Below are 23,687 nucleotides of genomic sequence, written 5' to 3'. Positions count from 1 at the left end.
AAAGGTTTGGTCGATACAGAAAATGGGGAGGTTTAATTGTAAAAAAATAGAGGATGAATTTTTTTGATTTGTGGTTCATGATTAGAAGAAAGGGAGGGATAAGGTTGAATGCAGAATGGTTTTTTCAAGTATCCGAAGAAATATATATTGTTTGCAATGAACAAGGCATGATCCAACATACGAACTCAGCTTGGAATAACCTCACTGGCTATGAACAACAGGAGATCCTTCACCGGCCATTAATCAGTTTTTTTCCACCTGAACTGCATGAGCAATTTACACGCTGGAGCAGTGGGCTCCGTACTTCGGAATACGCCCATTTTGATTGCAAGGTTATGGGCAAAACAGGGGATATCAGACATGTGAAATGGACCCATGGAACCATCGTTAATAATCAATTGTTGTATTTAAAAGGTATTCTCTCGCCGATTAGTGATGGAAAAGCCGCGCTTGAACTCCACAAATCCGTCATCGAAAAGCAAGCGGACCCTGCGGTTATGATCGATCTTGAAACCAATGTACTGGCTATAAATCCAGCTTTTGAAGAATTGTTTGGCTGGTCACAGGATGAAATGATTGGACGGACATTGCCTAACATGCCCCCGTTGTTGTATCCCAGTTTCCTTCATTATCTGGAAGTGGCCAAAACCGGCCAAAAAATTGCAAATCTTGAAACACAGAGACTTAAAAAGAATAGAGAGTTGCTAAATGTAAGCGTTACTATTTCTCCGGTTAAAGATGAAAATGGCAATGTAATTGCCTTAAGTGCGGTAACAAGAGATATCTCCAAGCGTAAACAGATCGAGTGGGAATTGGTAAGAAAAACAGCGGAATTGAAGGAAGCCAATAAACGGTGTGAAACGATTCTTGAAAGCATCACGGATGGCTTTTATACATTGGATGAGGAATTACGATTCACATACATGAACAAACCGCTTCAGAAAATGTGGAAAATTCCTGCGGAAGAGCTGCTGGGCAAGGTAATATCGGATGCTTTCCCGGTTGTTCTGCAGCACCCTTTTAAAGAGCATTTCAAAAAAACCATCGAACAACAAGTTCCATGCAAATTTCAAGTGTATTCAGATACATTGGACAAATATTTTGATATTCGGACCTATCCAACGGACAACGGTGTTGCCGTGTTTTTAAAAGACTACACCGAGCTTCAGAACGTTCTCCAGAGACTGCAGGAAAGCCAGGAAATTCTCCGTGAAATAACGGAGAATGCTAAGGAGAGCTTTTGCATCCATTCACCGGACTTCTCCAAAATCTATTTTCTCAGCGCTGGCGGAGAAGATATTTTAGGCAGGCCCTTAGCTGAGATTCTGAATAACCCGGTGCTCGCCTTGCAATGCATTCATCCGGAGGATCAGGAAGCTGTACGCTCTACCGGCGAAAAACGTCCGGAAACGATTATTAACATTGACTACCGGCTGAACCATCCCAAAAGAGGACAGCGCTGGATCCGCTGGCGGCGATATCCTGTATTTCCGGTAAAAGATAAGGTTTTCAAAAACGTCAGCATCTGGGAGGATATCACCGACCTGAAAGAAAATGAACAACAGATTCAAAAAGCAGAGAAATTTGAGATTGTCAGTCAGTTGGCTGCCGGGGTTGCGCACGAAATTAGAAACCCTTTAACGACGATTAAAGGGTTTCTGCAAATGAACCAGCATAAGGTGAATATCCCGTATGAAGAAATTATCATGTCTGAGCTGGAAACGATTGAGCAAGTTCTTCATGAATTTTTAATCCTTGCAAAGCCGCACCATGAAATAAAACTTGTAAAGAAAAATATAGCGCTTATATTGAAAGACTTGCTGAGACAAATGAAGAATGAGCCCTTTCTGCAAAACATTTCAATAATTCCAGACCTGAATGTTGATCTTCCATTTATCAAATGCGATGAAAAACACATTCGACAGCTCATCTTAAATTTGTTCAAAAATGCTTCAGACGCCATGACGAATGGCGGTAAGCTTTGGATATCTTCCTTTGCGGATGAACATCAGGTGAATATCACCATCAGAGATAATGGCCAGGGCATGCCGGCTGAGCGTCTTGACCGGGTTGGAGAACCCTTTTATTCCAATAAAGAAAAGGGAATTGGTCTTGGGCTGATGGTATCCAGGAAAATTATGCAGATTCATGAGGGGACCATTGACCTGAAAAGTGAAGAAGGACGGGGAACGACTGTTATCCTGCGGTTTCCACTATAAAAGAAAAGCTGCCGCTCAGCTTCGAAGAAGGTCGAAGCTTTGAGCAGCAGCTTTTTGCAGGTGCGAATCTTTCATGTCATGAGCATAAAGCAGGAGAAAAGCTGTGGTGTAAAGAGCTTTAAACCGGGCAAGTTCTTTGGTCTCGGAAGTGACTTCACCGTAAATTTGATAAAAGCAATCCCGGCCCTCTGAAGGAAGAAAGCTGTAAACGATGGACAAATCTACAGCGGGATGGCCCACATGAACGTCGCCCCAATCAATAATACCAGCTATCAGGCCTTCATTATTAACGATCATGTTGCGGATATGCAGATCCCCATGGACAAGGAGGGTTTGTCCGCTAATGTCATGAGTAGAGGTGCGTAAGGCGATTCGTATTAACTCATCAACCTCATTGTACAAACCAAGCGATCTTATTTTCTCTAAAAACTCAAGCAGCCTTGGCTTTCGTTTGTGAACATTCAGCCGGTCCAGTTCATCAAAGGGCACACCTGTTTTTAATGCTTTTTCAACAGGATAAGAGTGAAGCACACCTAGAAAGGTTGCAAGGTGAGCCGCTGATTTCACCCGCTGTTCATAAGATAAATTCCCTGGCGGGTGTCCGGGAAGAAGATGATAGCCTGTAAACGCCCAGGGAAACAGATTGGGTTCCGGACGTCCAAAAAAGCAAGGAGTGGCAATGGGAATAGGCAATAGCTCTGCCAGTAGTGGAAGCAAGGCGTTTTCTGTTTTCAAAAGCGGAACGGCAATGGAGCGGCGCGGAAACCGAAAGACATATTGGTCGTTTACGGCATAGACTGTATTGTCAAATCCTTTGCCAAGCTCAGCCACACGGGCTGGCGATAATTGTGGAAACTGAGCTTCGATGAGCTGTTTGGCGAGCAAGGGGGTAACGACGACCTCAGCATCCCATACATTTCCCATAACAATCCTCCTACTGCGAATAAATTCATAGGATTAAATTATATAATTGATAGGAAAAATGGCAAGCGAAACCCAAAAGACACATTCCAGCCAAAATCATGATGGTTCTCATCACGTTCACGCTCATCAGCTTTTTGGAAAAATGAACGGTGAACACCAGATTAAGGTTCCATAAAAATAAGCCCAGTAGTATCGCAATGCTGCAGAGTACAGAAAAAGCAACTGAATGGGTAGCAGTGAGTACATGCAGGGAAGTACCGAATACTCCAAACCAAAAAATTAAGCTGATCGGATTGGCAATGGAAATCATGAACCCTGTCATATAGGCGCCTTTTGGGCTGATTTCTTGAGAAACTGTATATTCGCTTTCTTTTTTTTGAAAAGCATGACTGAAGCTTTGCCAGCATAATAGCGTTAAAAGAACGATTCCGATTAGATACATACTGATCTGCACACCTGATATTTGCATTAAATCCCCCAAGCCAAAGTTAATGCCTAAAAGCAACAGTACATCTCCTGTCAATCCGCCGAGTCCCACACACCAGGAGGCTAGAAACCCTTCCGTTAATCCCCGTCTCATGACTTCAATATTCATCGGCCCGACCGGTGCGGCCAAGCTTAATCCCAATACGATAAAATGAATAAATATCACCCAATCCTTCATTCCCGCCACTCCTTCTTGTCCCTTCACTAATTCTATGCGGGTTGATGGACAGGACATGCCTGACAGTGGATATTTCAAACCACCCCTCATGTTTCATGATATCTAAAATGTGGAAGATAACGGATGTACTTAAAAGAAGTAAGGGAGGATTTTTTAGTGCAACCACATAAGCTTTACATTAATGGTGAATATGTACCTTCCACATCCAATGAGACAATCGATATCCTAAACCCGTCAACCGAAGAGGTGGTATCTTCTATTTATAACGGGACGAAAGAAGATGTTGATAAAGCAATAAACGCTGCGTTTGAAGCGCAAAAGCAATGGGAAAAGGTTCCGAGTTTCAAGCGCGGAAAAGCAGTCCGAAAGCTGGGGGATTTGATTCAGGAGAAAAGAGAAACCTTCATTCAGCTGTTGTCTGAAGAACAAGGCAAACCGTACGTTGCGGCCAGCATGGAGGTCGATACAGCGATTGAGTATTTCCACTATATGTCTGAATGGGCGCGCCGCATTGAAGGGGAAATAATCCCCAGCGACCGGCCAAATGAAAATATATTGATCTACCGCAAGCCAATTGGTGTCGTGGCCGGTATTGTTCCATGGAACTTTCCAGTGTTTATTTTGGCAAGGAAGGTTTCGACCGCACTCATTACGGGATGCTCCATTGTCTTGAAACCGAGCCAGCAAACCCCGAACACGGCAGTCGAGTTTACTAAGCTCATCGACAGCATGAAAGAGGAGATTCCGGCCGGTGTTTACAATTTGGTTACCGGTAAAGGATCGGTGATCGGAAATGCGATGGCCTCCCATCCGAAAGTAGGCATCGTGACGATGACAGGCAGTATTGGTGCCGGGTCAAAAGTTATGGAAGCTGCCTCAAAAAATATTACGAAGGTAAACCTTGAGCTTGGCGGCAAAGCCCCGGCTATCGTAACTCAGCATGCAGATCTTGATTTGGCTGTGGACAAGATCAAGACTTCAAGAATCACGAACGCCGGGCAGGCTTGTACGAACGCAGAACGAGTCTATGTTCATGAAAGTGTGGCTGATGCGTTTGTTGATAAAATGGTTAACGCAATGAGAGATACCACGGTTGGCAAGGCATCAGAAGATCGTACAGAAATGGGACCGCTTGTCAGCCAGGACAGATTGGAAACCGTTCATGAAATGGTGGAGAGTGCCGTGAGCAGTGGAGCCAAGGTGGCAACGGGCGGCAAGCGTGCCGATATGGATAAGGGGTTCTTTTATGAACCGACAGTTATTACGAACGTCACTCAGGAGATGAAAATTATCCAGCAGGAGATTTTTGGACCTGTTTTGCCGGTCGTAACATACAACACTCTTGACCCGGCCATTGAATGGGCCAATGATTCAGAGTATGGATTGTCATCTTCCATCTATACAGAGAACGTGCATGAAGCGATGAGAGCAGCCAATGAATTAAAATATGGAGAAACATTCGTGAATCGTGAAAACTTTGAAGCGATTCAGGGCTATCATGCCGGCCAGAGAAAGTCGGGACTGGGTGGTGCGGACGGCAAGCACGGCATCGAAGACTTCCTCGTGACCCATGCGGTTTATATGGAATACAAAAATGATATTCAGTAATGAAAGTTGAGGAGCCTGGCAGGGAATGCCGGGCTTTTTGATTCATTCTGGAAAAGAAAGCACAATTGTTTAGTATGGACAAGCTGGGAGCATGAAAGCAGCGGGAAGTTTGTGAAAGAATATGTACCTGCATTGTTAAATAAAGCAAAGCTGAAAGAGGATGTTATCGAACTTAAAAAAGAAGGTGTTAAAGTAGAAGAATTATGGCGGGTAGTCCAGAAGGTGTCACTAAAAGGGAATGCCATTTAAGTCATAGTGGTTTAAAGGGATTATGAAATAGAAAAAAGACGTCCTAAAAGAACGTCTTTTTGGCGTTTTGCGGCGAGAGACAGCACTCCACATTGTGCATTGCCTAAAATCGGCGGGTCAATCTCGTCTTATGCAAAATAAGCTCATCGCAAAAATTAGTATACCATGGTTATTGATGAATGTGAAGAGCAATAATAAACAAATCCAGCTCGATTACTAAAGAAGTACGCTTAGGGGGACTTCATTATGAATTTTGCAAGAGCCATTTTTTCTTCTAAATGGTTTGGATATACATTAATTTTCATGTTAATATTTGGTGGTTACTATAAATATGGAATACTTACTGTCATAGGTGTGGCTGCGCTCACATCAACTGCTATATCTTTGATTGCATACAGTATCAAACATATTTCATTAATTGATTTATCCAAAAAGGTAAAGTAACAGCCAAGCTCGTGTACTGCACCACAAATTTTAGACAGCGTCTAAAATTTCGAGGTGCTTTTCTTTTAGGGTGATTTACGAACGTGCAGGTGTATAAACAGGAACGGCACCCAAGTAAGCCGTACATTATAATGGCAGAATACAAGCAAGTGGAGGAGATTTTTATGAAAAAAGTAAAAACGAATGCGATGAGAATTCTGGACAAGGAAAAAATCGACTATGAATCAATGAATTACAGTACGGATGATGGAAAAATAGATGGTGTGTCTGTCGCCCGCAAAATCGGAAGAGAGCCGGGAACCGTTTACAAGACACTGGTCGCACAAGGGGCAGGAAAAGAATATTACGTTTTTGTAATCCCAGTGGAAGCGGAGCTGGATTTGAAAAAAGCAGCAAAGGCAGCTGGCGAGAAAAAAGTAGAGATGCTGGCGGTTAAAGACCTGCTTCCTGTCACAGGATATGTTCGTGGCGGCTGTTCACCGATCGGGATGAAAAAGCTCTATTCCACAATTGTAGAAGAGCAAGCAGCCGAGCTGGAAACGGTCATTGTAAGCGCGGGAAAAATCGGTCATCAAGTAGAATTTTCTCCTCAAAATTTAATGAAGGTAACAAATGGCCGATATGCGGATGTATCTAAATAGTTGGAAAGAGGACCTTACAACATTGTGAGAAAGTTGTAAGTTGTCTCGATGTCGAATCACACACTTTTCTTATAAATTAGAAAGAGAAAAAAGAAAAAGGATATTTTAAAAAATTACAGGGGGTACTAAATGGATTTTACTCAATTTAATAATGAGACGTTTCGAAGCATTAATCAGCTTGCGGATCCTTTGTCTGCTTTAAATCCCTTTATGGTGTTTATGGCAGAGTATGTGTTGTATATTCTGGGAATCGTGTTATTCGGTTTTGTTTTGACCCGTTCCAAGCGCAATCGGGTGATGGTGGTTTTCGCAATCGTAAGCTGTCTGGTGGCAGAGATCTTCGGGAGGCTGGCAGGGCTGTTCTATTCTCATCATCAGCCGTTTTCCGTACTGCCGGATGTGAACCAGTTGATTGAACACGCCATTGATAACTCCTTTCCAAGCGACCACTCGATTATTTTTTTCTCCGTCTGTATGGTTTTGTTGCTATTCAAAAGGAAGACAGGAGCGATCTGGATGTTCATCGCGTGCTGCGTGGCTCTCTCCCGGGTCTGGGTTGGAGTGCATTACCCCGTGGATGTGGTGACAGGCGGGCTGCTAGGTATTTTTTCTGCAGTATTTGTAGTGAAAACCATGTCCGCTATGCCTTTTGCCAAAATGGATGCTTCAAAAAAGGGAGTCGAATATCTTTAAAATGTAGCGGTTCAATTAAACAACTTGACCGTTTTTTTTGCTATAATAGACGGAATATTTCGCATTGCGAAAGAGAAAGGAAGAACCAAAGTGTCGCTCACCACTGTTTTAATGACCCATGAGAATGTGGATCGCTGTGTTTCGCTTTATCAGCAGGTGTTCAACCGTGAACCCTGGAACGAGAGCTGGACAAATGAAACGGCAGGGGAAAGACTGCGCGATCTTGTGAATACCCCGAAGTTTTTCGGATTTATGTATTATGAAGGAGAAGAGCTGGTGGGATTCATTGCAGGCAACAGCAAGAGAACCTTTCAGGGACTCACGTACTATATCGCGGAATGCTGCGTGAACTCAGAGGTTCAAGGAAAAGGCTATGGATCAAGAATGTTAAAACTCCTTGAAGATGAATTAAAAGGAAGAGGAGTACGGAGTATTTATTTGTTAACCGTATCAGAGGGGCTTGCCCAAACGTTTTATGAGAAAAACGGATACCACGTGAACGAAAACCGGCTGGTCATGAATAAAAGCCTTTAAAAGGAGGAAACCACATGATTACCTATCCGTCTTTAGAAAAAGGGACAACAATTGGTGTTACCGCCCCATCCTCAGGTCTGTCTGACGAGCTTCACCCTTTGCTGAATCAGGCAATGGAGAGAATGGAAAAAGAGGGTTACAAGGTGGTTTGCGGAAAAACACCATGGACGCAGCATAAGGCAAAGTCAGCGGATGCAAAAGTAAGAGCCGCAGAATTCAATGACATGATGAAAGGACAGGACATCGATATCATTATCCCTCCCTGGGGCGGGGAGCTGTTGATCGAAATGCTGCCTTTTGTAGATTATTCCATAAAAAAACCAAAATGGATCCTCGGTTATTCTGACATAAGTGTTTTGCTGCTGGCGATTACTTTAACTACAGGAATGGCAACGGCACACGGTACAAACCTGATCGATTTGAGGGGAGAAGAAACGGATGCCACAACAGCGATGTGGGAAACGGTATTGTCCGTACCAGAAGGTGATTCGGTGCTGCAACATTCCTCTAGGAAGTATCAGGAAAAATGGGATCACGAAAATCCTTCTTCTCATGTCTATCATCTGACAGAAAAGACCGAATGGAAAACGGTATCCGGTCAGAATGAACAAATAAAAGGTCGTCTATTGGGGGGATGTATTGATGTCATCCGTCATCTGGTTGGCACTCCATTTGGCCATGTTGAAGGTTTTAAGAAAGAACATATTCCTGGCGAACCATTGATTTGGTATTTGGAAAATTGTGAGCTGAATACGGCCGATCTTCGACGCTCATTGGTGCAAATGAAGCTGGCCGGCTGGTTTGACGGGTGCTCTGGAATCTTATTTGGCCGAAGTGCTGCGAATGAACCAGTGGGCGGCTACACTGTTGAAGATGTTTATCAAGATCTCGCAAAAGAGCTGCAGATCCCGATCATCTATGACATCGACTGCGGACATATGCCGCCGCAGGTTACATTAATTAACGGTGCCTGGGCAGAAGTGGAGGTATCCGGAGGGAAAGGGACCGTCCTGCAGCACTTTAAGCCTTGATCCGCTTTTTTCGATATATTTTAATAAAAATCATAAGATGCTAGAAATATCTATTTGAAAGGATGATAGAAATGGCCATTGATAGTGTTAGACGACATTTCAAACAATTCAACCGTGAACAAGACGTAATGGAGTTTGACGCATCCAGTGCAACGGTGCAAGAGGCGGCTGATACGATAGGCGTTATTCCTGCACGGATTGCGAAAACCCTTTCGTTCAGGGGAGAGGGCGATCAGGCAATCCTTGTTGTGGCAGCAGGAGATGCCAAGATCGATAACAAGAAGTTCCGCCAGCATTTTGGATTCAAGGCCCGGATGCTTTCACCAGAAGAGGTCCTGGAACAAACCGGACATGCGATCGGAGGAGTTTGTCCTTTCGGTTTGAAAAATGATCTCGATGTGTATCTCGATGAATCCATGAAGCGCTTTAAAACGCTCTTTCCGGCATGCGGCAGCTCAAACTCTGCCATCGAGCTGACCTGTGAGGAATTGGTTACATACGCCTCAGCCAAAGAATGGGTGGATATCTGCAAAGGCTGGGAAAGCGAAGAAACCGAAGCAGAAAAAGTAAAAAGCCATTCTTAAAAGTAAGGATCCTGATCAGGGTCCTTTTTTTTGTGGGATTTATTAAAATTATCAACTTTTTCCAAGTGTTCTTCGTCTATAGTTATAGAGAGGGGTAGAGGGAGTGAAATTATGCACATACTGTCATTTGATAGAAAGCCAGACTTTACAGCAGCAATGACACAGGAAGAAATGATGGAACAAGTCATGAAGGACTATGGAAACGAAGTACTGTATCTTTGCTATACCTATGTGAAGGAATGGAATCTGGCCGAGGACCTGGCGCAGGATGTTTTTTTGAAGGTCTATGAAAAGGCAGATACGTTTAAAGGGGAGGCCAAGCTGAAAACATGGCTGTACAAGATCGCAGCCAACCACTGCAAGGATTATATTAAAAGCGCGCATCACAGGTATTCTATGGTGACGCATAAAATCCAAATGTACATAAAAGGAACATCCTCTTCTGTGGAGGAAATCACCGTATACAGAGATGAGAAGAATATGCTCTATCGGCACATTTTTAAACTGCCATTAAAGTACCGTGAAGTTATTTTTTTATACTATTATGAAGAACTGACCCTTCAGGAAATCAGCGATACACTTAATGCCAATCTAAGTACGATCAAATCCAGATTAACGAAAGCGAGATTGCTGCTGAAAGATGCGATCAAAGGAGGGAAGTAAAATGGAAGAGCTCAAAGATTTACGGAATCATATGAAAACCACGGTCTTTAACGGCCATGGTTTTGATAAAAGTAACCGGAGGATCGTCCATCAGCGATACAAAAGCATCAAGATGGAAAAAAGGACAAAACGCCGGCGTCCAGAGGTTATGACGGCTGTCAGTCTGGCTGTTTGCGCCTTGCTCTTCTTTTTATCGACCTCCATCATGACGGATCATAACGGCAAACTCGACCCTTCTTCAGGAAAAACGATAACGAAAACCGAGATGAAACAACAACAAATTGTGAAACAGGCGACTAAAAAGGGAGAAGTAGTGTCGTATTTAAATGAAAAGTGGATTCCTGACAGCAAAACCAAGAATCTTGAGTACATGCTGCGTCTCAAGAAAAAAGCAGAGCAGGGCAAGCCTTTTAAAACCACTATCCATTATTTCCTGGGAGAAAAGGTGTACCAGAATACACTTGAATACAACGGAAAACAAATCATTTACAAAAATACGGTGCCTGCTCTTGGAGAACCGAAAACGTATGAATGCAAAGCCTTCAGTGACTCCACAATACAGCTCGAAGGCTGCACGGGAGTAAAAGAAGGATATGATGTTATTGTCGTGCCTGTCACGTTATCAGATATGAGGTATGCGGAGGCGAAACAATGAAGAAACCAATCAGCGCGTTTATCGTTACGTTAATTGGGATCATCGTACTCAATTTTGTCTGTTCATGGGCGGCAAAGGTTTCATTTATTGATGTGGCGTTTATCACAGGCTTGGCATCAGCCGTCATACTGAAATTTTTTACGTCAAGCGGAGGTTTCTTCTCCAACTCGGCGAGACTTCAGGCACAGGCGCAGACAGGAATTAAAGGAGAAGAGGAGAAAAAGGCTTTTTCTCCCGGTATTTCCTTTTATACAGCAGTTGGTTATACGATCTGTTCGGTCATTGCAACGGCAATATATTATAGGGAGTATTTTTTATAGAAGAAAACTTGAAAGCACTGCGACTGCAGTGCTTTTCGTATTTTGAATTCAGAATAAAAATCTTGTGAAATGCCTGCATATCGACTTCATTTTTCATTTAATCGGGCTATAAAAACGTATTCTCGTCCTTGGCGGTCTGGAGCTTCTCTTACATCTTCAACAGACAATCCTGCATCATTCAGTGTTTTGATTATTTCCTGAAGACTTCTAAATCGCAACGTTGAATCAGAGGTGATTACCGTACCATCTCTTTCGAAAACATAGGTCCATCGAAAAGACACCAAGGAGTCACGAACTTCAGTAACATCTGCCCATCCATTTACAATGCCACAGTGAGGGACAATCAACCGCTGATAGGTTTTTTCTTTATTCCATTCTAACCATGCTTGTGACTCAGGCCTTCTTGTTTCAAACACCAATCGTCCACTTTGATGCAAAGTGTCTCGGATGGCAAGTAATGTTTCACTCCACTCTTTATCAGTAAGGAAGACTTGAGCTACATTAGCTGTCATCGTGACAAGATCAACCTTCAAGTGTGGGAGATCCAGGGCATTTCCATGAATCCATCTTACACGGTCAGCACCTTGTTTTGTTTTAGCCACATTTAATGAAGCTTCAGCAGGGTCCAGTCCAATAACCTTGATGCCTTTCACTGCCAGACGACAGGCAAACGTTCCGGTGCCGCAACCGATATCAAGTACAGTGTGAGCATCAAATTCATTAACCATAGACTCGTAAACATCTAAATCAGAACGGTCAGAGTCAAAAGGATCATAAATAGATGCGAGTCTTGGATTCTCAAATATTTCATCAGCCATCAAAAAAACCCCTCCCGTCCAAAACCAAATCCTTCTTAAAGTGCCCCGCCTATATCTATTCTTTTGAGATTATGATTAACCTTTAAGAGTAATCTCAAAATTGACCATAGAATAAAAAAAAGCAAGAAATAATTGGATTATTTTCCCGGAGACCATGATATAGTGAAAGGGGGATTTCCCCGTTAGTATTCAGTAAAAGGAGGCTGCCACGTCATGATTATCAAATGGATGAGAGTCAGATAATGATAGGTGCAGACCTGCTGCTCCGTTACGAGTAAAAGTTCTGCGCCTGATTGACCCGGCGTTGAATACCAAAAGTACGGAGGGATCGTTATGATGGAAAAAATAATTTCATGTAATGGAATAGCTATTTGTACAGAAAACGTTGGAAATCCGGAGGATCCGCCCATTTTACTGATCATGGGAGCCATGTCCTCGCTTGATTGGTGGGATGAAGATTTCTGCTCAGCATTGGCTGCGGAGGGAAGATATGTTATCCGGTACGATCACCGTGATTTGGGCAAATCTGTTGTGTATGAACCGGGGACGTCCAATTACACCATTACCGACCTTGCTGATGATGCCATCCACGTGCTGGACGCGTATGCTTTGGAAAAAGCTCATGTTGTCGGCATGTCCATGGGCGGAATGGTCGGTCAGATTCTTGCCGTTCGGAATCCAGAGCGCGTCCAATCACTGACGCTCATTGCTTCAAGTGTGTTTGGAACAGAACAGGAAAAGCTTCCGCCAATGGATCAAAAAATTCTTGATCACCATGGAAAGGGTTCTTCCTTAGACTGGTCCGACCGGGATGCGGTTATTTCGTATCTGGCAGGAGGCTGGAGAACACTGGCCGGCTCCAAGCCCTTTGAAAAAGAACGGATGTACCGGTTGGCAGGAAGAGAAATGAACCGGGCACGGCAGCTGCAAAGCAGGTTCAATCATGCGCTGCTGGGTGGTGGAGAAGAATTTTACGACCGAATGGGTGAGATTGCGGTTCCGGCAGTAGTAATCCATGGTACGGAAGATCCTGCTCTTCCTTTTGAGCACGGGAAGGCGCTTGCGAGGGCCATTCCTCATTCTCAATTGATTTCTCTTGAGGGCTCAGGCCATGAACTGCATCGTACAGATTGGGATACAATCATAGCATCCATTGTAAAAACAAGTTCTCTGATAGAAAATAATAGATAAACTGAAATAGAGCAGCTGTCACTTTTGACAGTTGCTTTTCTTTGGTCTGATGTTTAAAGCGAAGCATACAACGGGAAATAAAAAAGAAACGTTACAGAATCGGAGGAACCACATGTCTATCGCATTGAAGCCAACAGAAAGCATCAGATGCCAAAGCGAATATGATTCCCTTGCCCGTGTCATTGTATGTGAACCACAGTACATGTCCATCTCAGAGGTTATCAATGAAACCCAACGGCATTATGCTGCAGAAAATATAAACAGAAGCTTAGCCTCCGCACAGCATAAAGAGTTTGTACTCGCGCTTCGCAATCAAGGTGTGGAAGTTGTTGAATTGCCACCAGATCATCAATATCCGGAACAAGTATTTACCCGTGATATCGGATTTACCATAGATTCCACTGTTTTTCTCTCTACGATGGAAAGCTCTATTAGAAAAGGTGAAGTAGAAATATTGAAGAAATGGCTCATTTCCCAAAAGGCAACGATGCAGCCGTTGCCTGATACGAAAATTGAGGGCGGAGACGTAATCGCCGACGGGGACAATGTGTTTGTCGGGGTAAGCGGCCGGACATCAGATATTTCCATCCAGACATTACGCAACCATCTACCGGAAAAAAACATGATGGCCATTCCTTTTGATAAAAAGTATCTGCATCTGGACTGTGTCTTCAATATTCTTTCTCCCCGGAAAGCATTGATTTACCCTCCTGCTTTTCAAGAAAAAGAACTGAACATTCTATCCAAAATGTACGACACCATTGAAGTAAGCAAGGAAGAACAGTTTACCATGGGCACCAATGTTCTTTCCATTGGGAATAAGAAGGTATTCAGTTTGCCCGTTAACAAGAAGGTTAACAGCCAGCTCCGGGAAAGAGGCTATGAAGTCATTGAAGTGGATTTATCGGAAATCATTAAATCCGGAGGCTCTTTCCGCTGCTGCACATTGCCTCTGGTAAGGTATGCCAATTAGCATGCTTGCCGTTTAACTAACTGGGTATAAGGGAACGACTCCTGTGTAACGATAAATAAATTTTTACTTGGGAGTGGTAAGTTGAAAACAGCCAATCGATACCTATTAGAGAAAGACGATATGACAAAACCTGAAATCGTGCCAAAATGGGTGATTGAAGAGTATAAGAACTTTCATCAAACGGTAACAGACAAGACCTTTCCCTGCTATTTCGGGATGAGTGCCGAAAAAAAGGGTGAGCTTCGTTACGCATATGTCAGCCAGAACGATTGGTCCAACCTGCCGGGCGCTGTCGAAGAATTCATGGAACTGTTCGATGCACCGAAACTGATCCGTCACGGATTATTTGTATTTGTGGAGCCGGAAACTGAAGAGAAGTCCATTCCTTACTATAGAGAGTATTTCTGGAACCTGCTTCAATATATGCATGAAGAGGATCATGTTCCCTGGCCTGAGGATAAACCCATCGATCCCGATCACTATTTGTGGAACTTCACGTTTGCAGGAGAGCCATTCTTTGTGTTTGGAAACGCACCTGCCTACAAACAAAGAAAAACGCGGGATCTTGGAAACAGCCTTGTGCTGGGATTTCAGCCCAGACGTATCTTTGAAGGGCTGGAAGGAACGTCAAAGGGAGGAATCATGTCCCGGGAAAAGGTAAGGGAACGGGTAGAGAAATGGGACAACCTGCCAACACATCCCAATATCAGCCATTACGGAGATCCTGAACACAAAGAATGGAAGCAATATTTTATCGGCGACGATGTCAAACCCATTGAAGGCAAGTGTCCTTTTCATCATAAATCAAAAGAAAATTAAAGTGTCAGCATACGCAATGGTGCCGGATCATCGAATTTCCAAGATGGCTGGCACCATTTTTCTTATTTCATGGTACAATGGTAGAAGTTTTACCGCGGAATTTGAACGTTGTGTGTAAAATCATTCGATAATGGAGAAATTTCCCGGCGTTTTCGCTAGGATATAACGTATGTGAAGAGCGTTTTTCGTTTATGAGATTTATAGACAGATAAATGTGAAAGGTGAAGTTTCATTCATGAGATTTTTTAGTTTGCGATTTTTACTGCTGTTGGTTTGTGTCGCTGTCTTGGCAGTCATGCTGCTCTATTATTTTACGAATCTTACTATTCCGGGGCAGCGATCCGTTTCAGGTATTGTCCAAAATGTTAAAGACATGGCTTCCATTGAAAAAGAAAATAATGTGTTAAAAGCCAAACTGGAGGAACAGGAAACTCTTTCTGTACAGCAATTGGAGTTAAAGCGGGAAAATAAAAACCTTCAGGCTGTTGTAGATAAAACGAAAGAAGTGGAACAATATAATCCTATGCAGGCGAGTGTGATGCACCGGGATGCAGATCCGGCAAACTGGTATGAAACGGTTATTGTTGACAAGGGAAGCAATGATGACGTTCAGGAGAACATGGCCGTAGTGACCAAGGATGGATTGATCGGCAAGATCACACAGGTTAAACCTACATTTTCTGAAGTAAAACTGCTATCCAGCAAAGATAAGAGATACCGTATTTCCGCGACGATTCAAGGCAAAAAAAATGTAAACGGCATACTGAACGGCTTTGACCCGAGCAATAAGTATTTAATGGTCCGTGACATTCTGAATAAGAATCTTAAAAAGGGTGAAAAGGTAGTCACTTCAGGTCTGGGAGAAATATTGCCTCCGAACCTCGATATCGGAACCATTGTTAAAGTGAAGCCCGATCCTTATGGACTGACAAGCATCGCCTATATTAAGCCAACGGCGGACTTTTATGATATCAATCAGGTGATCATTCTCAGAACAGGGAAAAAGGCATAAAATCATTTCCAAATATATTAAAGGCACATACTTACAAATACTTATTAACTAAAAATAGAGGTTTAAACTATTTTTTATAGGATATGTTAAGGATAGTAAGAAAAGTAGTGTACTCTTTAATAGGGAGATGAAACGAATGGCTGCAATTAATTTGGCTGTTATCTATTACAGCTCGACAGGAACGAACTACCAACTGGCGAAGTGGGCTGCCGAAAGTGGAAAAGAAACAGGTGCTGAGGTCAAAGTATTGAAGATTCCTGAACTGGCTCCTCCTGAAGCAATTGAATCCAATGCTGCCTGGAAAGCTCATGTCGAGGAAACGAAACATGTTCCGGAAGTATCGTTAAGCGATTTAGAGTGGGCGGATGCGATTATTTTCAGTGTTCCAACCCGTTTTGGTAACGTTCCGTCACAAGTTAAGCAGTTTCTTGATACGACAGGCGGACTTTGGTTCCAGGGTAAACTGGTTAACAAGGTAGTCAGTGCAATGACTTCTGCTCAAAATCCACACGGCGGACAGGAAGCCACTATATTAGCTTTATACACCACAATGTATCATTGGGGTGCGATTGTGGCCACACCGGGATATACAGATCCTGTACTCTATGGAGCCGGAGGAAATCCTTACGGCACAAGTGTTACCGTCGATCAGAGCGGCAATATGGTTGAAGATGTTCAGGGTGCGGTGAAGCACCAGGCGAAACGTACCGTAAACGTAGCTCAGTGGGTCAAGCAGGGCAACCAATAATTGAAAATGAAAAAGGTAAAAGCTGGTCTCCTACTATGGAAACCGGCTTTTACCTTTTTTACGTTCGGGCAGGTGCACCTCCGCTGCCAGCAGAAGGTGCAGGAGGGGCGGTTCCTCCAGATGGAGGGGCTGCAGCAGGAGGAGCAGGTGTCAATGGAACGGACGCCCCTGTTTCAGGAGGTGCGGTGCTCTGACTGGCAGGCTCAAGTGTACCCTGAATGGGCACAAGAAGAGGGCCTACCACTAGAGAGGTGGGGGGAGTATCGAAGGTGGATCCGGCGGAGATGGATTCAGCATCTCCGATCAGTAAAACAGAAGATATGCTCACACCTATGATATTGAACTCATGAACAGCTAGCATCCGGTTGATAATTTTCACATTCACGGACGTCACCTCTCAAAGGAAAATCCCTATTGCCTCTATGTGTATGGAAGGGACAGAAACTTTATGTATACCGCAAAAAGCAGTTCACCCCATCGTGAACTGCTTTTTGTTCTCAGCTGTTTTTTTTGAAGCCGTAGTCTTCCAAGGTTTTTACGGTTGAAGGTTTTTGTAAGTATTGGTAAAACGCTTTTGCTTCTTTTTTGTGTTTGGTGTCTTTAATGATGCCGACGGGATAAACGATTGGACTGTGGGTCTTTGGATCAGCCGAAGCAACAATTTGTACTTTCTTTGAGATCAGGGCATCTGTTTTGTATACAACCCCGGCATCAACATTTCCGGTTTCCACATAGGAAAGAACCTGGCGAACATCTTTGGCATACACAAGCTTGGACTGTAGAGTATTCCAGAGCCTCATGTTTTTAAAGGATTCCTTGGCATAGGATCCGGCTGGCACGGCTTCAGGTGTTCCAATGGAAATCTTTTTTATGGAAGACTTCGAAAGATCGGTGAATGTCGAGATCTTTGCCTCTGAATCCTTCGGAACAACCAGTACAACATCATTACCGACAAGGTTGATGCCTTCGCTCTTTTTAATCATTCCTTCCTTCACCAGCACATCAAACTTATCTTCTGCGGCGGAAAAGAATAAATCTGCAGGAGCACCTTGAGAAATTTGCTGCTGAAGGGTGCCGGAAGCTCCGAAATTGAAACGGAGCTTAACGTTTGGATGCTCTTTTTCATACGTTTTCTGTATGTCAGTCAGGGCATCTTTAAGGCTCGCGGCAGCAGAGATCGTCAGCTCTGTCGTTTTCTTGCTGCTTGCGTTTTTGTCGTTAGACGGATTCTCTCCGCAAGCGGACAAAATTGAAAATAAAAAAAGAAAGAGAACGAGATAAACCGTTTTTTTCAAGTCCATATCCCTCATTTCAAATAAAGTAAGTTTATTATAACTTATTATAATTAGTTATAACTAGTTATAACTAAGATATTAAGGCGAAAGAGAATACATTTTCCCTAAAATTAGATACACTAATAACGTGGAGGGATCGTATGGATAAACCAGTATCATATACCATAGAAGAAGTAGCCGACCGGTTAAGAGTTTCAAAGCTTACCATCTATGATCTGATCAAAAAAGGCGAGCTGCCGGCTTATCGGGTCGGCAGGCAAATGCGAATTGATGACCAAGATCTTGAAACCTATAAAAATAGCTCAAAGACCGTGCAGAAGCCACAAAAAAGCCAGGAGCCTCCATTAAATAGAGAACAGCTGGTCATCAGCGGACAGGATATGGTGCTTGATTTTCTTGGCAAGCATTTAGAACCGAAGCTTGGCACGTCTCCTTTAAGGTGGTATACAGGCAGTCTGAACAGCTTAATGGCCATGTACCAGGGACAGTGCGATATTGTGAGCGTCCATTTATTTGATGGTGAAAGCGGGACCTATAACGTGCCTTATGTGAAGCGCATTTTAATCAGCGAACCTTTTGCCTTGATCAACCTGGTATGCAGAACTGCCGGCATTTATGTGAAAAAGGGGAATCCCCTTGGAATTAAAACCTGGAGTGATCTCGCCAAACCGGGTGTAACCATCGTTAACCGTGAAAAGGGAGCGGGTGCACGGGTGCTGCTGGATGAACAGCTGAGGCTCGCCGGGCTATCCCGTGAATATATTTCAGGATACAACACCGAGTACACCAGCCATTTTTCAATTGCCTCTGCCGTTGCAGGCGGACAGGCGGATGCCGGGGTAGGAATTGAGAATGTAGCCAAGATGGCTGAAGTGGATTTTATTCCCATGATCCAGGAACAATACGATCTGGTTGTGCTAAAAGACAACCGAAACCTCCTTAAGCTCGTGAGGGACACCATCACTTCACACGAATTTCAAACCCAGGTTAGCCAGTTAAAAGGCTATAACCTGCACCTCTCAGGAGAAATTGTATATGAAACCTAACTAAACCCAGATATCCGTTCAACGGAAATCTGGGTTTTTATTTTGTTTTACGAACTTAAGGAAGAGTTAAGCTTGCTTCTCTAAACTATCCATAACGGTGGTTCAAGCAGGAATGGTTTTTCTGGAAGTGATCCTGCACTTACGCCACAAAGCCTTGAAAAGATGGTCAAAGCAGGAGAGATTAAATATTTCTTAATTTCAGGAGGCAGCAACCGCCGAATGGGAGGCAGAGGGAATTAGGAGGACTTTTTTAATTTGGTTGAGAAACTTCCCGTGAAATCACCCTCAAAAGAGGGGGTTTTTCGCTCTATTTTCTCAACATGGAAATGTCGAATTTTGCTACTAATGGAGTATATTTTGATTTATCATGGGGGGAGAAACGATTATTTAGGAGTGAAAGACATGAGCCCGGTTTTGAATCAAGAATTAATAGAATTAATTGAACATAAGCGTGATGAAATGATTCATTCAGCCAGGGAGACGGGTTTTCAAAGTGTAGAAACGATTACTCGTGGAAATGAGCTAAATGAACTACTAAACTGCTATCAAAAGCTGCTATCCATTCCAACCCATAATAAAATGTAGCCTTCTTTTACATAGTTTTGATTTGCGAAGTGGCTGCTTGGTATAAGTTGTGGTAATATTTCTACTAGGAAAATATTATCTGCTCTGAAAATTTAAGGGGGAAGCCATTGATCGACGGCAAGAAGGTATTCTTTTACAGAATCAAAAAGGGATTAACACAAAAGGCAGCCTGTGAAGGGATTTGCTCGGTTTCTTATTTAAGTAAAATTGAAAACAACAGCATAACCCCAAGTCCGGAAATTCTGGAATTGTTATGTGAGCGTCTGGGTATTGAATATTCTTATGTTAGTGAAGAAGCCATAAATAACCTGAAGAAGGAAATGCATGTCTGGTATAAGGACATAAAATATAGAAATAAAGAAGCGGCTGACCAAAAGTTTAATCATTTTCAATCGCGTATCATGAATATGGATGACACAGGATTGATTAATCTATTCATGGCAATGTCAGCTCGCTATTATATTTTTATTAATGATATGGTGAATGCCAAAAGATTATTGGACAAATTAAATGAAGTAAGAAAAATATCGACGTCCGAAATTCAATACTACACCATTCAGTTTACAGGACATTATGAATATTTACAAAATAATTACAAAACATCATTGGATTATTTTAAACAAGCCTATCTTTTATCGAGGAAACTTGGAATACAAGATGAAGAATTATTTTATTTGATGGGAAATATTAGTACAAGACTCGGATATTTTTCCCAATCGATATATTATATTAAAACAGCGCTTGAAATTTTTAATGCAGATGCTAATTTTGCCCGCAGCATTGATTGTCATATCCTACAAGGTATGAATTATAGCCGTTTAAGGGATTTTGAAACAGCTCATTCGCATTATACTATAGCACTAAATGCATCACACTTTAATCCAGCTTTACAAGGCATGTTGTCAACCGTCCTGCATAATCTTGGTCATTCCTATTTACAGGCTGAGCAATATGAAGAAGCACTTTCGGTTTCAAAAAAAGGTCTCCGAGAGAAGAAAGGTGAAAATATAGGTAATACGATTTGTCTCATTGCTGATATATATTACCATACAAATAGATGTAAGGAAGCTATGTTGTGGGTGCGAAAGGGATACAAAGCAATCAATAATGAAGCAGTAACCCCAACGTATCTTCGGCTAAAGACGCTGGAATTCAAAATAAATGATCAAATTCATGATGAAGCTTATCAGCAGTTTATCGAAGAGGAAGCATTGCCATTTTTGGAAAAGACGCAGGACCGGCTGCATCTGATCGAAATGTATGAAGAGCTGGCTGCTTATTACTCGGCAAAGTTTTCTTATAAAAATGCCAACCACTATTATGCAAAAGTAAATCAGTTGTATAAAGAATACCTATAGAATGAAGGAGAAAAACAAACCTGTTTTTCTCCTTCATTTTTTATGCGGAAATGTTTGGCTGTATGGACCGGCTTTTCTTTCTCCGAAGGTGCCATTCCGCCCATCCGAGGTTAACCGCCATTGAAAAATAGATGGACAGTGGGAACGATAAAGAGATAGGCAGGCCAGCCAGGGTAAGCAGCGGAAGAAAAACACGGAATGTCACAAAAACGAGTGTCACAGCATAACTGCGAAGCATCCATTCCTGATGGCTGGTCACCTTTTTTTCGCGGATTCGCTTCAAGCCGACAAAAGCGGTCATAAACCAGGCCACATCCAGAACAATAAATCCGATCGAAGAGGCAAGACCGCCTGTGGCATACAACGCCAGATAAATGCCAGCCGGGACACTGACGAAAATGGATATCCCATAGATTCTGCCCATGATTCTGTGGACAGAAATCACCTTCCGGCTGGACCTTAAGAATTGAAAGGGACCTGTAAGCAAGGCGATGGATCCAGTGGCGATGTGTACAAAGAAAAAGACCTGCCACGTGCTGTAAGGAAATCCGGGAATCGAAAGTTTCCCCGAAACAATCCCTGCCTGTTTTGGCCCAAAGACCAGATATTGAACAACGATATACGCAATAAAAAGAGCAACGATTACATAACAACCTGCTACAGCATAATTCTTTCTCGTTCGCCCTGTCACAAAAGCCCTCCCTCTTTTTTGTTATAGATTACCATATAATGTATATAAATGGAATATGACAAAAAAGAAAGCATTCAGCTTCGAATGCTTTCCATTGAATCAATCAACGGCCAGATAGGCAATCATGGGACCGTTGTGGGAAATATCTGCGTGTGTTTTACAGATCAGCCGGTAGATGCCCTCCTTTTTAAAGCGAAGATGCAGGACCGTTTCCTTGCCTTTTACCACGTTGCCCTTCACATTCGTTCCCTCGATGTAAAAAGGATGTGCTTTGCCGTTTACACCATAAATGCTCAAGGTCACCGGCTGATCACGCGGGATATAAATCGTCCCTGGATCCCAGCGGTAGGCTTCAATCTCTTTTCCGTTATCCAGCGTAGATTTGAATTCCCCTGTGACCATGTTAATGGTCAGCCGCTTTGCATTGGCCGGTGATCCCGTCGTTTCAACAGCATCAGGCTTTACAACATACCACGTGCCAAGTCCGATACAAATACATAAAATAAACAATAAAATCCATTTTCTCGGAACAAACCATATTTTCAAATGTTCCACCTCCATCAGCTTGTCTTTAGACTATATGTGGACAGGATGGATTTCTTGTTAAAAAAATAGAGGGGAAGCGCAAAGGACAACCCTTTTACAAGAAGAATGGTTAAAGGAATACGGAAAAAAGGGATGAGATAAATGGAAAAGGCGATGAAAGAACAGATGAGAGAGCTGGAGGAGAGCCATTTGCGGCCCGATGTTCGAACTTCATTCGAAAAGCTGGATGAACTGCTTGCCGATGATTTCATGGAATTCGGCAGTACCGGTTCTCCCATACGAAAAGAAGATTGTTTGACAGGAGATCTTGATGTGGATGATTTTTCTCTTTTAAATTTTGAAGCTCGGCTGCTGGCGCCTGACATCGTATTAACGACGTATATCATCCGTAACCGGACAAAAGACCGAAACACATTGAGGAGTTCCTTATGGAAGCACATGGAGGGGAGATGGCAGCTTTATTTTCACCAGGGGACTGTAACTCCGTTGGATCCTTCAGATTCAGCTATTCATTTTAAACCATAAAAAAGGATGGACCTCCAGGAGGCCATCCTTTTGTAGTGCAGTTAGATTTTCACATTAATCTTGGCGTTCTTTTTCAGATCTTGAACTTTTTTAACGAGTTTTTCCTGTTGCTTTTGTTGTTCAAGCTGCTGTTTGATTTGAGGTTTTACTTCTTCTAGTTTTGGTGCTTTTTGATCTTTTCCTGTGCTTTGCTTAGCATATTTGTTGTAGTAATCCTGAATTTCCTTGTCTGACACTTTGTCAGCAGGAACTTCTTTTTTAATATATTTTTGGGAAGCAATGCCGTCCGCAATTTGTCCCTTAAGATCTGACTCGCTCAGGTTCGCTTGTTTAAGAGCGGCTGCGAATTTCTTTTCATCTTTATATTGCTTTTTGGTTTGAGACAACTGATCGTTCACTTCTTTATCTGATGCTTTGTATCCTTTTTTCTCTGCATCCTGTAGGATAAGGGATTGTCCAATCAGGCTTTCAACCGTCTGGTCTTTAATTTGCTTTGCAGCGTCTTTGGAGGAAGGGTCTTGTCCCATTTGCTGCATTTGCATTTGTGAAGAAGAAAGCGCCATGTTGTAATCCTTGCCGATGATCTTCTCATCATTTACCGTGGCTACTACTTTCTTGTCATCCACTTTTTGTGCATCCATTTTCTTCTGCATTTCTTTCATTTGCTCTTCTTGCTTTTTCTGATTTTCGGCTTGAGATGTTTTTGCCTTGTCTTTACTATCTGAAGCCTTTTTGTCTTTATCATCCGAACCGCAAGCTGTCAATGCGATGGCAAGCATTGCGATCATTAGTATTGAAATAATCTTTTTCATTATTTCACTCCTTTCAAAATTGCCCTTGGGGCGAATTAT

At 42.8% G+C, this 23,687-nt stretch carries 29 protein-coding genes; 21 read left to right on the top strand and 8 right to left on the bottom strand.

What is annotated here, in order from left to right:
- Window positions 1–104 precede the first annotated feature (104 nt).
- A complete protein-coding gene (locus DMO16_RS09885; protein ID WP_164988891.1) occupies window positions 105–2,219 on the top strand; it encodes a PAS domain S-box protein in 2,115 nt (704 codons plus the stop codon).
- Window positions 2,220–2,234: 15 nt separating this feature from the next.
- Here the strand turns inward: DMO16_RS09885 and DMO16_RS09880 are convergent, their stop codons facing one another.
- A complete protein-coding gene (locus tag DMO16_RS09880) occupies window positions 2,235–3,143 on the bottom strand; it encodes a phosphotransferase (protein WP_129477151.1) in 909 nt (302 codons plus the stop codon).
- A 25-nt stretch (window positions 3,144–3,168) separates the two neighbouring features.
- On the bottom strand, window positions 3,169–3,807 hold the full coding sequence (locus tag DMO16_RS09875; RefSeq protein ID WP_164988890.1) for a LysE family translocator: 639 nt from the start codon (window positions 3,805–3,807) through the stop codon (window positions 3,169–3,171).
- 156 nt (window positions 3,808–3,963) lie between these two features.
- On the opposite strand from DMO16_RS09875, the gene aldA reads away from it, so the two are divergent.
- The 11 genes from aldA to DMO16_RS09825 all read left to right on the top strand — a co-directional run bounded on the left by aldA (window position 3,964) and on the right by DMO16_RS09825 (window position 11,229).
- Complete coding sequence (gene aldA / locus DMO16_RS09870) at window positions 3,964–5,415, top strand: aldehyde dehydrogenase (protein ID WP_129477147.1); 1,452 nt, start codon at window positions 3,964–3,966, stop codon at window positions 5,413–5,415.
- A 111-nt stretch (window positions 5,416–5,526) separates the two neighbouring features.
- Window positions 5,527–5,664, top strand: coding sequence for a hypothetical protein (locus DMO16_RS24230; protein ID WP_156412548.1), 138 nt, complete (start codon window positions 5,527–5,529; stop codon window positions 5,662–5,664).
- Window positions 5,665–5,910: 246 nt separating this feature from the next.
- The gene (locus DMO16_RS09865; protein ID WP_061967884.1) at window positions 5,911–6,108 is read left to right on the top strand and encodes a hypothetical protein; all 198 of its coding nucleotides are present in this window, start codon (window positions 5,911–5,913) and stop codon (window positions 6,106–6,108) included.
- Window positions 6,109–6,272: 164 nt separating this feature from the next.
- Complete coding sequence (ybaK, locus tag DMO16_RS09860; RefSeq protein WP_129477145.1) at window positions 6,273–6,749, top strand: Cys-tRNA(Pro) deacylase; 477 nt, start codon at window positions 6,273–6,275, stop codon at window positions 6,747–6,749.
- A 129-nt stretch (window positions 6,750–6,878) separates the two neighbouring features.
- Window positions 6,879–7,442, top strand: a complete 564-nt coding sequence (locus DMO16_RS09855) for an undecaprenyl-diphosphatase (protein ID WP_061967886.1) — start codon at window positions 6,879–6,881, stop codon at window positions 7,440–7,442.
- Between the two features lie 111 nt (window positions 7,443–7,553).
- Window positions 7,554–7,976 carry a GNAT family N-acetyltransferase gene (locus DMO16_RS09850; RefSeq protein WP_129480361.1) on the top strand — a complete coding sequence of 141 codons (423 nt, stop codon included), beginning with the start codon at window positions 7,554–7,556 and terminating at the stop codon, window positions 7,974–7,976.
- Between the two features lie 14 nt (window positions 7,977–7,990).
- Window positions 7,991–9,007: a S66 family peptidase gene (locus DMO16_RS09845; protein ID WP_129477142.1), complete on the top strand. Its 1,017-nt coding sequence runs from the start codon at window positions 7,991–7,993 to the stop codon at window positions 9,005–9,007.
- Between the two features lie 71 nt (window positions 9,008–9,078).
- On the top strand, window positions 9,079–9,591 hold the full coding sequence (locus DMO16_RS09840; RefSeq protein ID WP_129477140.1) for a YbaK/EbsC family protein: 513 nt from the start codon (window positions 9,079–9,081) through the stop codon (window positions 9,589–9,591).
- A gap of 111 nt (window positions 9,592–9,702) precedes the next feature.
- Window positions 9,703–10,254 carry a sigma-70 family RNA polymerase sigma factor gene (locus DMO16_RS09835; protein WP_129477138.1) on the top strand — a complete coding sequence of 184 codons (552 nt, stop codon included), beginning with the start codon at window positions 9,703–9,705 and terminating at the stop codon, window positions 10,252–10,254.
- A 1-nt stretch (window position 10,255) separates the two neighbouring features.
- Window positions 10,256–10,909: a hypothetical protein gene (locus DMO16_RS09830; protein WP_129477136.1), complete on the top strand. Its 654-nt coding sequence runs from the start codon at window positions 10,256–10,258 to the stop codon at window positions 10,907–10,909.
- Window positions 10,906–11,229 carry a hypothetical protein gene (locus DMO16_RS09825; protein ID WP_129477134.1) on the top strand — a complete coding sequence of 108 codons (324 nt, stop codon included), beginning with the start codon at window positions 10,906–10,908 and terminating at the stop codon, window positions 11,227–11,229. The genes DMO16_RS09830 and DMO16_RS09825 overlap by 4 nt, the downstream gene beginning before the upstream one ends.
- 86 nt (window positions 11,230–11,315) lie before the next feature.
- On the opposite strand, the gene DMO16_RS09820 is transcribed toward DMO16_RS09825, so the two are convergent.
- Window positions 11,316–12,047, bottom strand: a complete 732-nt coding sequence (locus DMO16_RS09820) for a class I SAM-dependent methyltransferase (RefSeq protein WP_129480360.1) — start codon at window positions 12,045–12,047, stop codon at window positions 11,316–11,318.
- Between the two features lie 333 nt (window positions 12,048–12,380).
- Here DMO16_RS09820 and DMO16_RS09815 point away from each other — a divergent pair, with 333 nt between their 5' ends.
- The 5 genes from DMO16_RS09815 (at window position 12,381) to wrbA (ending at window position 16,790) form a co-directional block, all read left to right on the top strand.
- Window positions 12,381–13,238 (top strand): alpha/beta fold hydrolase, encoded by an 858-nt coding sequence (locus DMO16_RS09815; RefSeq protein WP_129477132.1) that lies wholly within the window; start codon window positions 12,381–12,383, stop codon window positions 13,236–13,238.
- Window positions 13,239–13,350: 112 nt separating this feature from the next.
- Window positions 13,351–14,211: a dimethylarginine dimethylaminohydrolase family protein gene (locus tag DMO16_RS09810; RefSeq protein WP_129477130.1), complete on the top strand. Its 861-nt coding sequence runs from the start codon at window positions 13,351–13,353 to the stop codon at window positions 14,209–14,211.
- Window positions 14,212–14,331: 120 nt separating this feature from the next.
- On the top strand, window positions 14,332–15,030 hold the full coding sequence (locus tag DMO16_RS09805) for a YqcI/YcgG family protein (RefSeq protein WP_206738173.1): 699 nt from the start codon (window positions 14,332–14,334) through the stop codon (window positions 15,028–15,030).
- A gap of 250 nt (window positions 15,031–15,280) precedes the next feature.
- Window positions 15,281–16,042: a rod shape-determining protein MreC gene (gene mreC, locus DMO16_RS09800; RefSeq protein WP_206738086.1), complete on the top strand. Its 762-nt coding sequence runs from the start codon at window positions 15,281–15,283 to the stop codon at window positions 16,040–16,042.
- Window positions 16,043–16,178: 136 nt separating this feature from the next.
- Complete coding sequence (wrbA, locus tag DMO16_RS09795; protein ID WP_061967905.1) at window positions 16,179–16,790, top strand: NAD(P)H:quinone oxidoreductase; 612 nt, start codon at window positions 16,179–16,181, stop codon at window positions 16,788–16,790.
- A 58-nt stretch (window positions 16,791–16,848) separates the two neighbouring features.
- On the opposite strand, the gene DMO16_RS25410 is transcribed toward wrbA, so the two are convergent.
- The gene (locus tag DMO16_RS25410; RefSeq protein ID WP_425590026.1) at window positions 16,849–17,175 is read right to left on the bottom strand and encodes a hypothetical protein; all 327 of its coding nucleotides are present in this window, start codon (window positions 17,173–17,175) and stop codon (window positions 16,849–16,851) included.
- A gap of 112 nt (window positions 17,176–17,287) precedes the next feature.
- Window positions 17,288–18,091: a molybdate ABC transporter substrate-binding protein gene (gene modA, locus DMO16_RS09785; RefSeq protein ID WP_129477124.1), complete on the bottom strand. Its 804-nt coding sequence runs from the start codon at window positions 18,089–18,091 to the stop codon at window positions 17,288–17,290.
- A gap of 134 nt (window positions 18,092–18,225) precedes the next feature.
- Here modA and DMO16_RS09780 point away from each other — a divergent pair, with 134 nt between their 5' ends.
- From DMO16_RS09780 to DMO16_RS09770, 3 genes are all read left to right on the top strand, one after another.
- Window positions 18,226–19,131 (top strand): substrate-binding domain-containing protein, encoded by a 906-nt coding sequence (locus tag DMO16_RS09780; protein WP_129477122.1) that lies wholly within the window; start codon window positions 18,226–18,228, stop codon window positions 19,129–19,131.
- 402 nt (window positions 19,132–19,533) lie between these two features.
- The gene (locus tag DMO16_RS24225; RefSeq protein WP_162264537.1) at window positions 19,534–19,716 is read left to right on the top strand and encodes an aspartyl-phosphate phosphatase Spo0E family protein; all 183 of its coding nucleotides are present in this window, start codon (window positions 19,534–19,536) and stop codon (window positions 19,714–19,716) included.
- A gap of 107 nt (window positions 19,717–19,823) precedes the next feature.
- On the top strand, window positions 19,824–21,074 hold the full coding sequence (locus DMO16_RS09770; protein ID WP_164988889.1) for a helix-turn-helix transcriptional regulator: 1,251 nt from the start codon (window positions 19,824–19,826) through the stop codon (window positions 21,072–21,074).
- A gap of 40 nt (window positions 21,075–21,114) precedes the next feature.
- Here the strand turns inward: DMO16_RS09770 and DMO16_RS09765 are convergent, their stop codons facing one another.
- Both DMO16_RS09765 and DMO16_RS09760 read right to left on the bottom strand, forming a co-directional pair.
- Window positions 21,115–21,765 (bottom strand): DUF2306 domain-containing protein, encoded by a 651-nt coding sequence (locus tag DMO16_RS09765; RefSeq protein WP_129477118.1) that lies wholly within the window; start codon window positions 21,763–21,765, stop codon window positions 21,115–21,117.
- 99 nt (window positions 21,766–21,864) lie between these two features.
- Window positions 21,865–22,311, bottom strand: a complete 447-nt coding sequence (locus DMO16_RS09760; protein WP_241840520.1) for a cupredoxin domain-containing protein — start codon at window positions 22,309–22,311, stop codon at window positions 21,865–21,867.
- A gap of 153 nt (window positions 22,312–22,464) precedes the next feature.
- On the opposite strand from DMO16_RS09760, the gene DMO16_RS09755 reads away from it, so the two are divergent.
- Window positions 22,465–22,836: a DUF4440 domain-containing protein gene (locus DMO16_RS09755; RefSeq protein WP_241840518.1), complete on the top strand. Its 372-nt coding sequence runs from the start codon at window positions 22,465–22,467 to the stop codon at window positions 22,834–22,836.
- Between the two features lie 41 nt (window positions 22,837–22,877).
- On the opposite strand, the gene DMO16_RS09750 is transcribed toward DMO16_RS09755, so the two are convergent.
- Window positions 22,878–23,648, bottom strand: a complete 771-nt coding sequence (locus tag DMO16_RS09750) for a SurA N-terminal domain-containing protein (protein ID WP_061967923.1) — start codon at window positions 23,646–23,648, stop codon at window positions 22,878–22,880.
- Between the last annotated feature and the right edge of the window lie 39 nt (window positions 23,649–23,687).

Source organism: Fictibacillus sp. S7 (genome assembly GCF_004127935.1).
Classification (GTDB): domain Bacteria; phylum Bacillota; class Bacilli; order Bacillales; family Fictibacillaceae; genus Fictibacillus_C; species Fictibacillus_C enclensis.
Note: the sequence above shows the minus strand (reverse complement) of the source record. Positions and strands in the feature narration are given on the sequence as shown.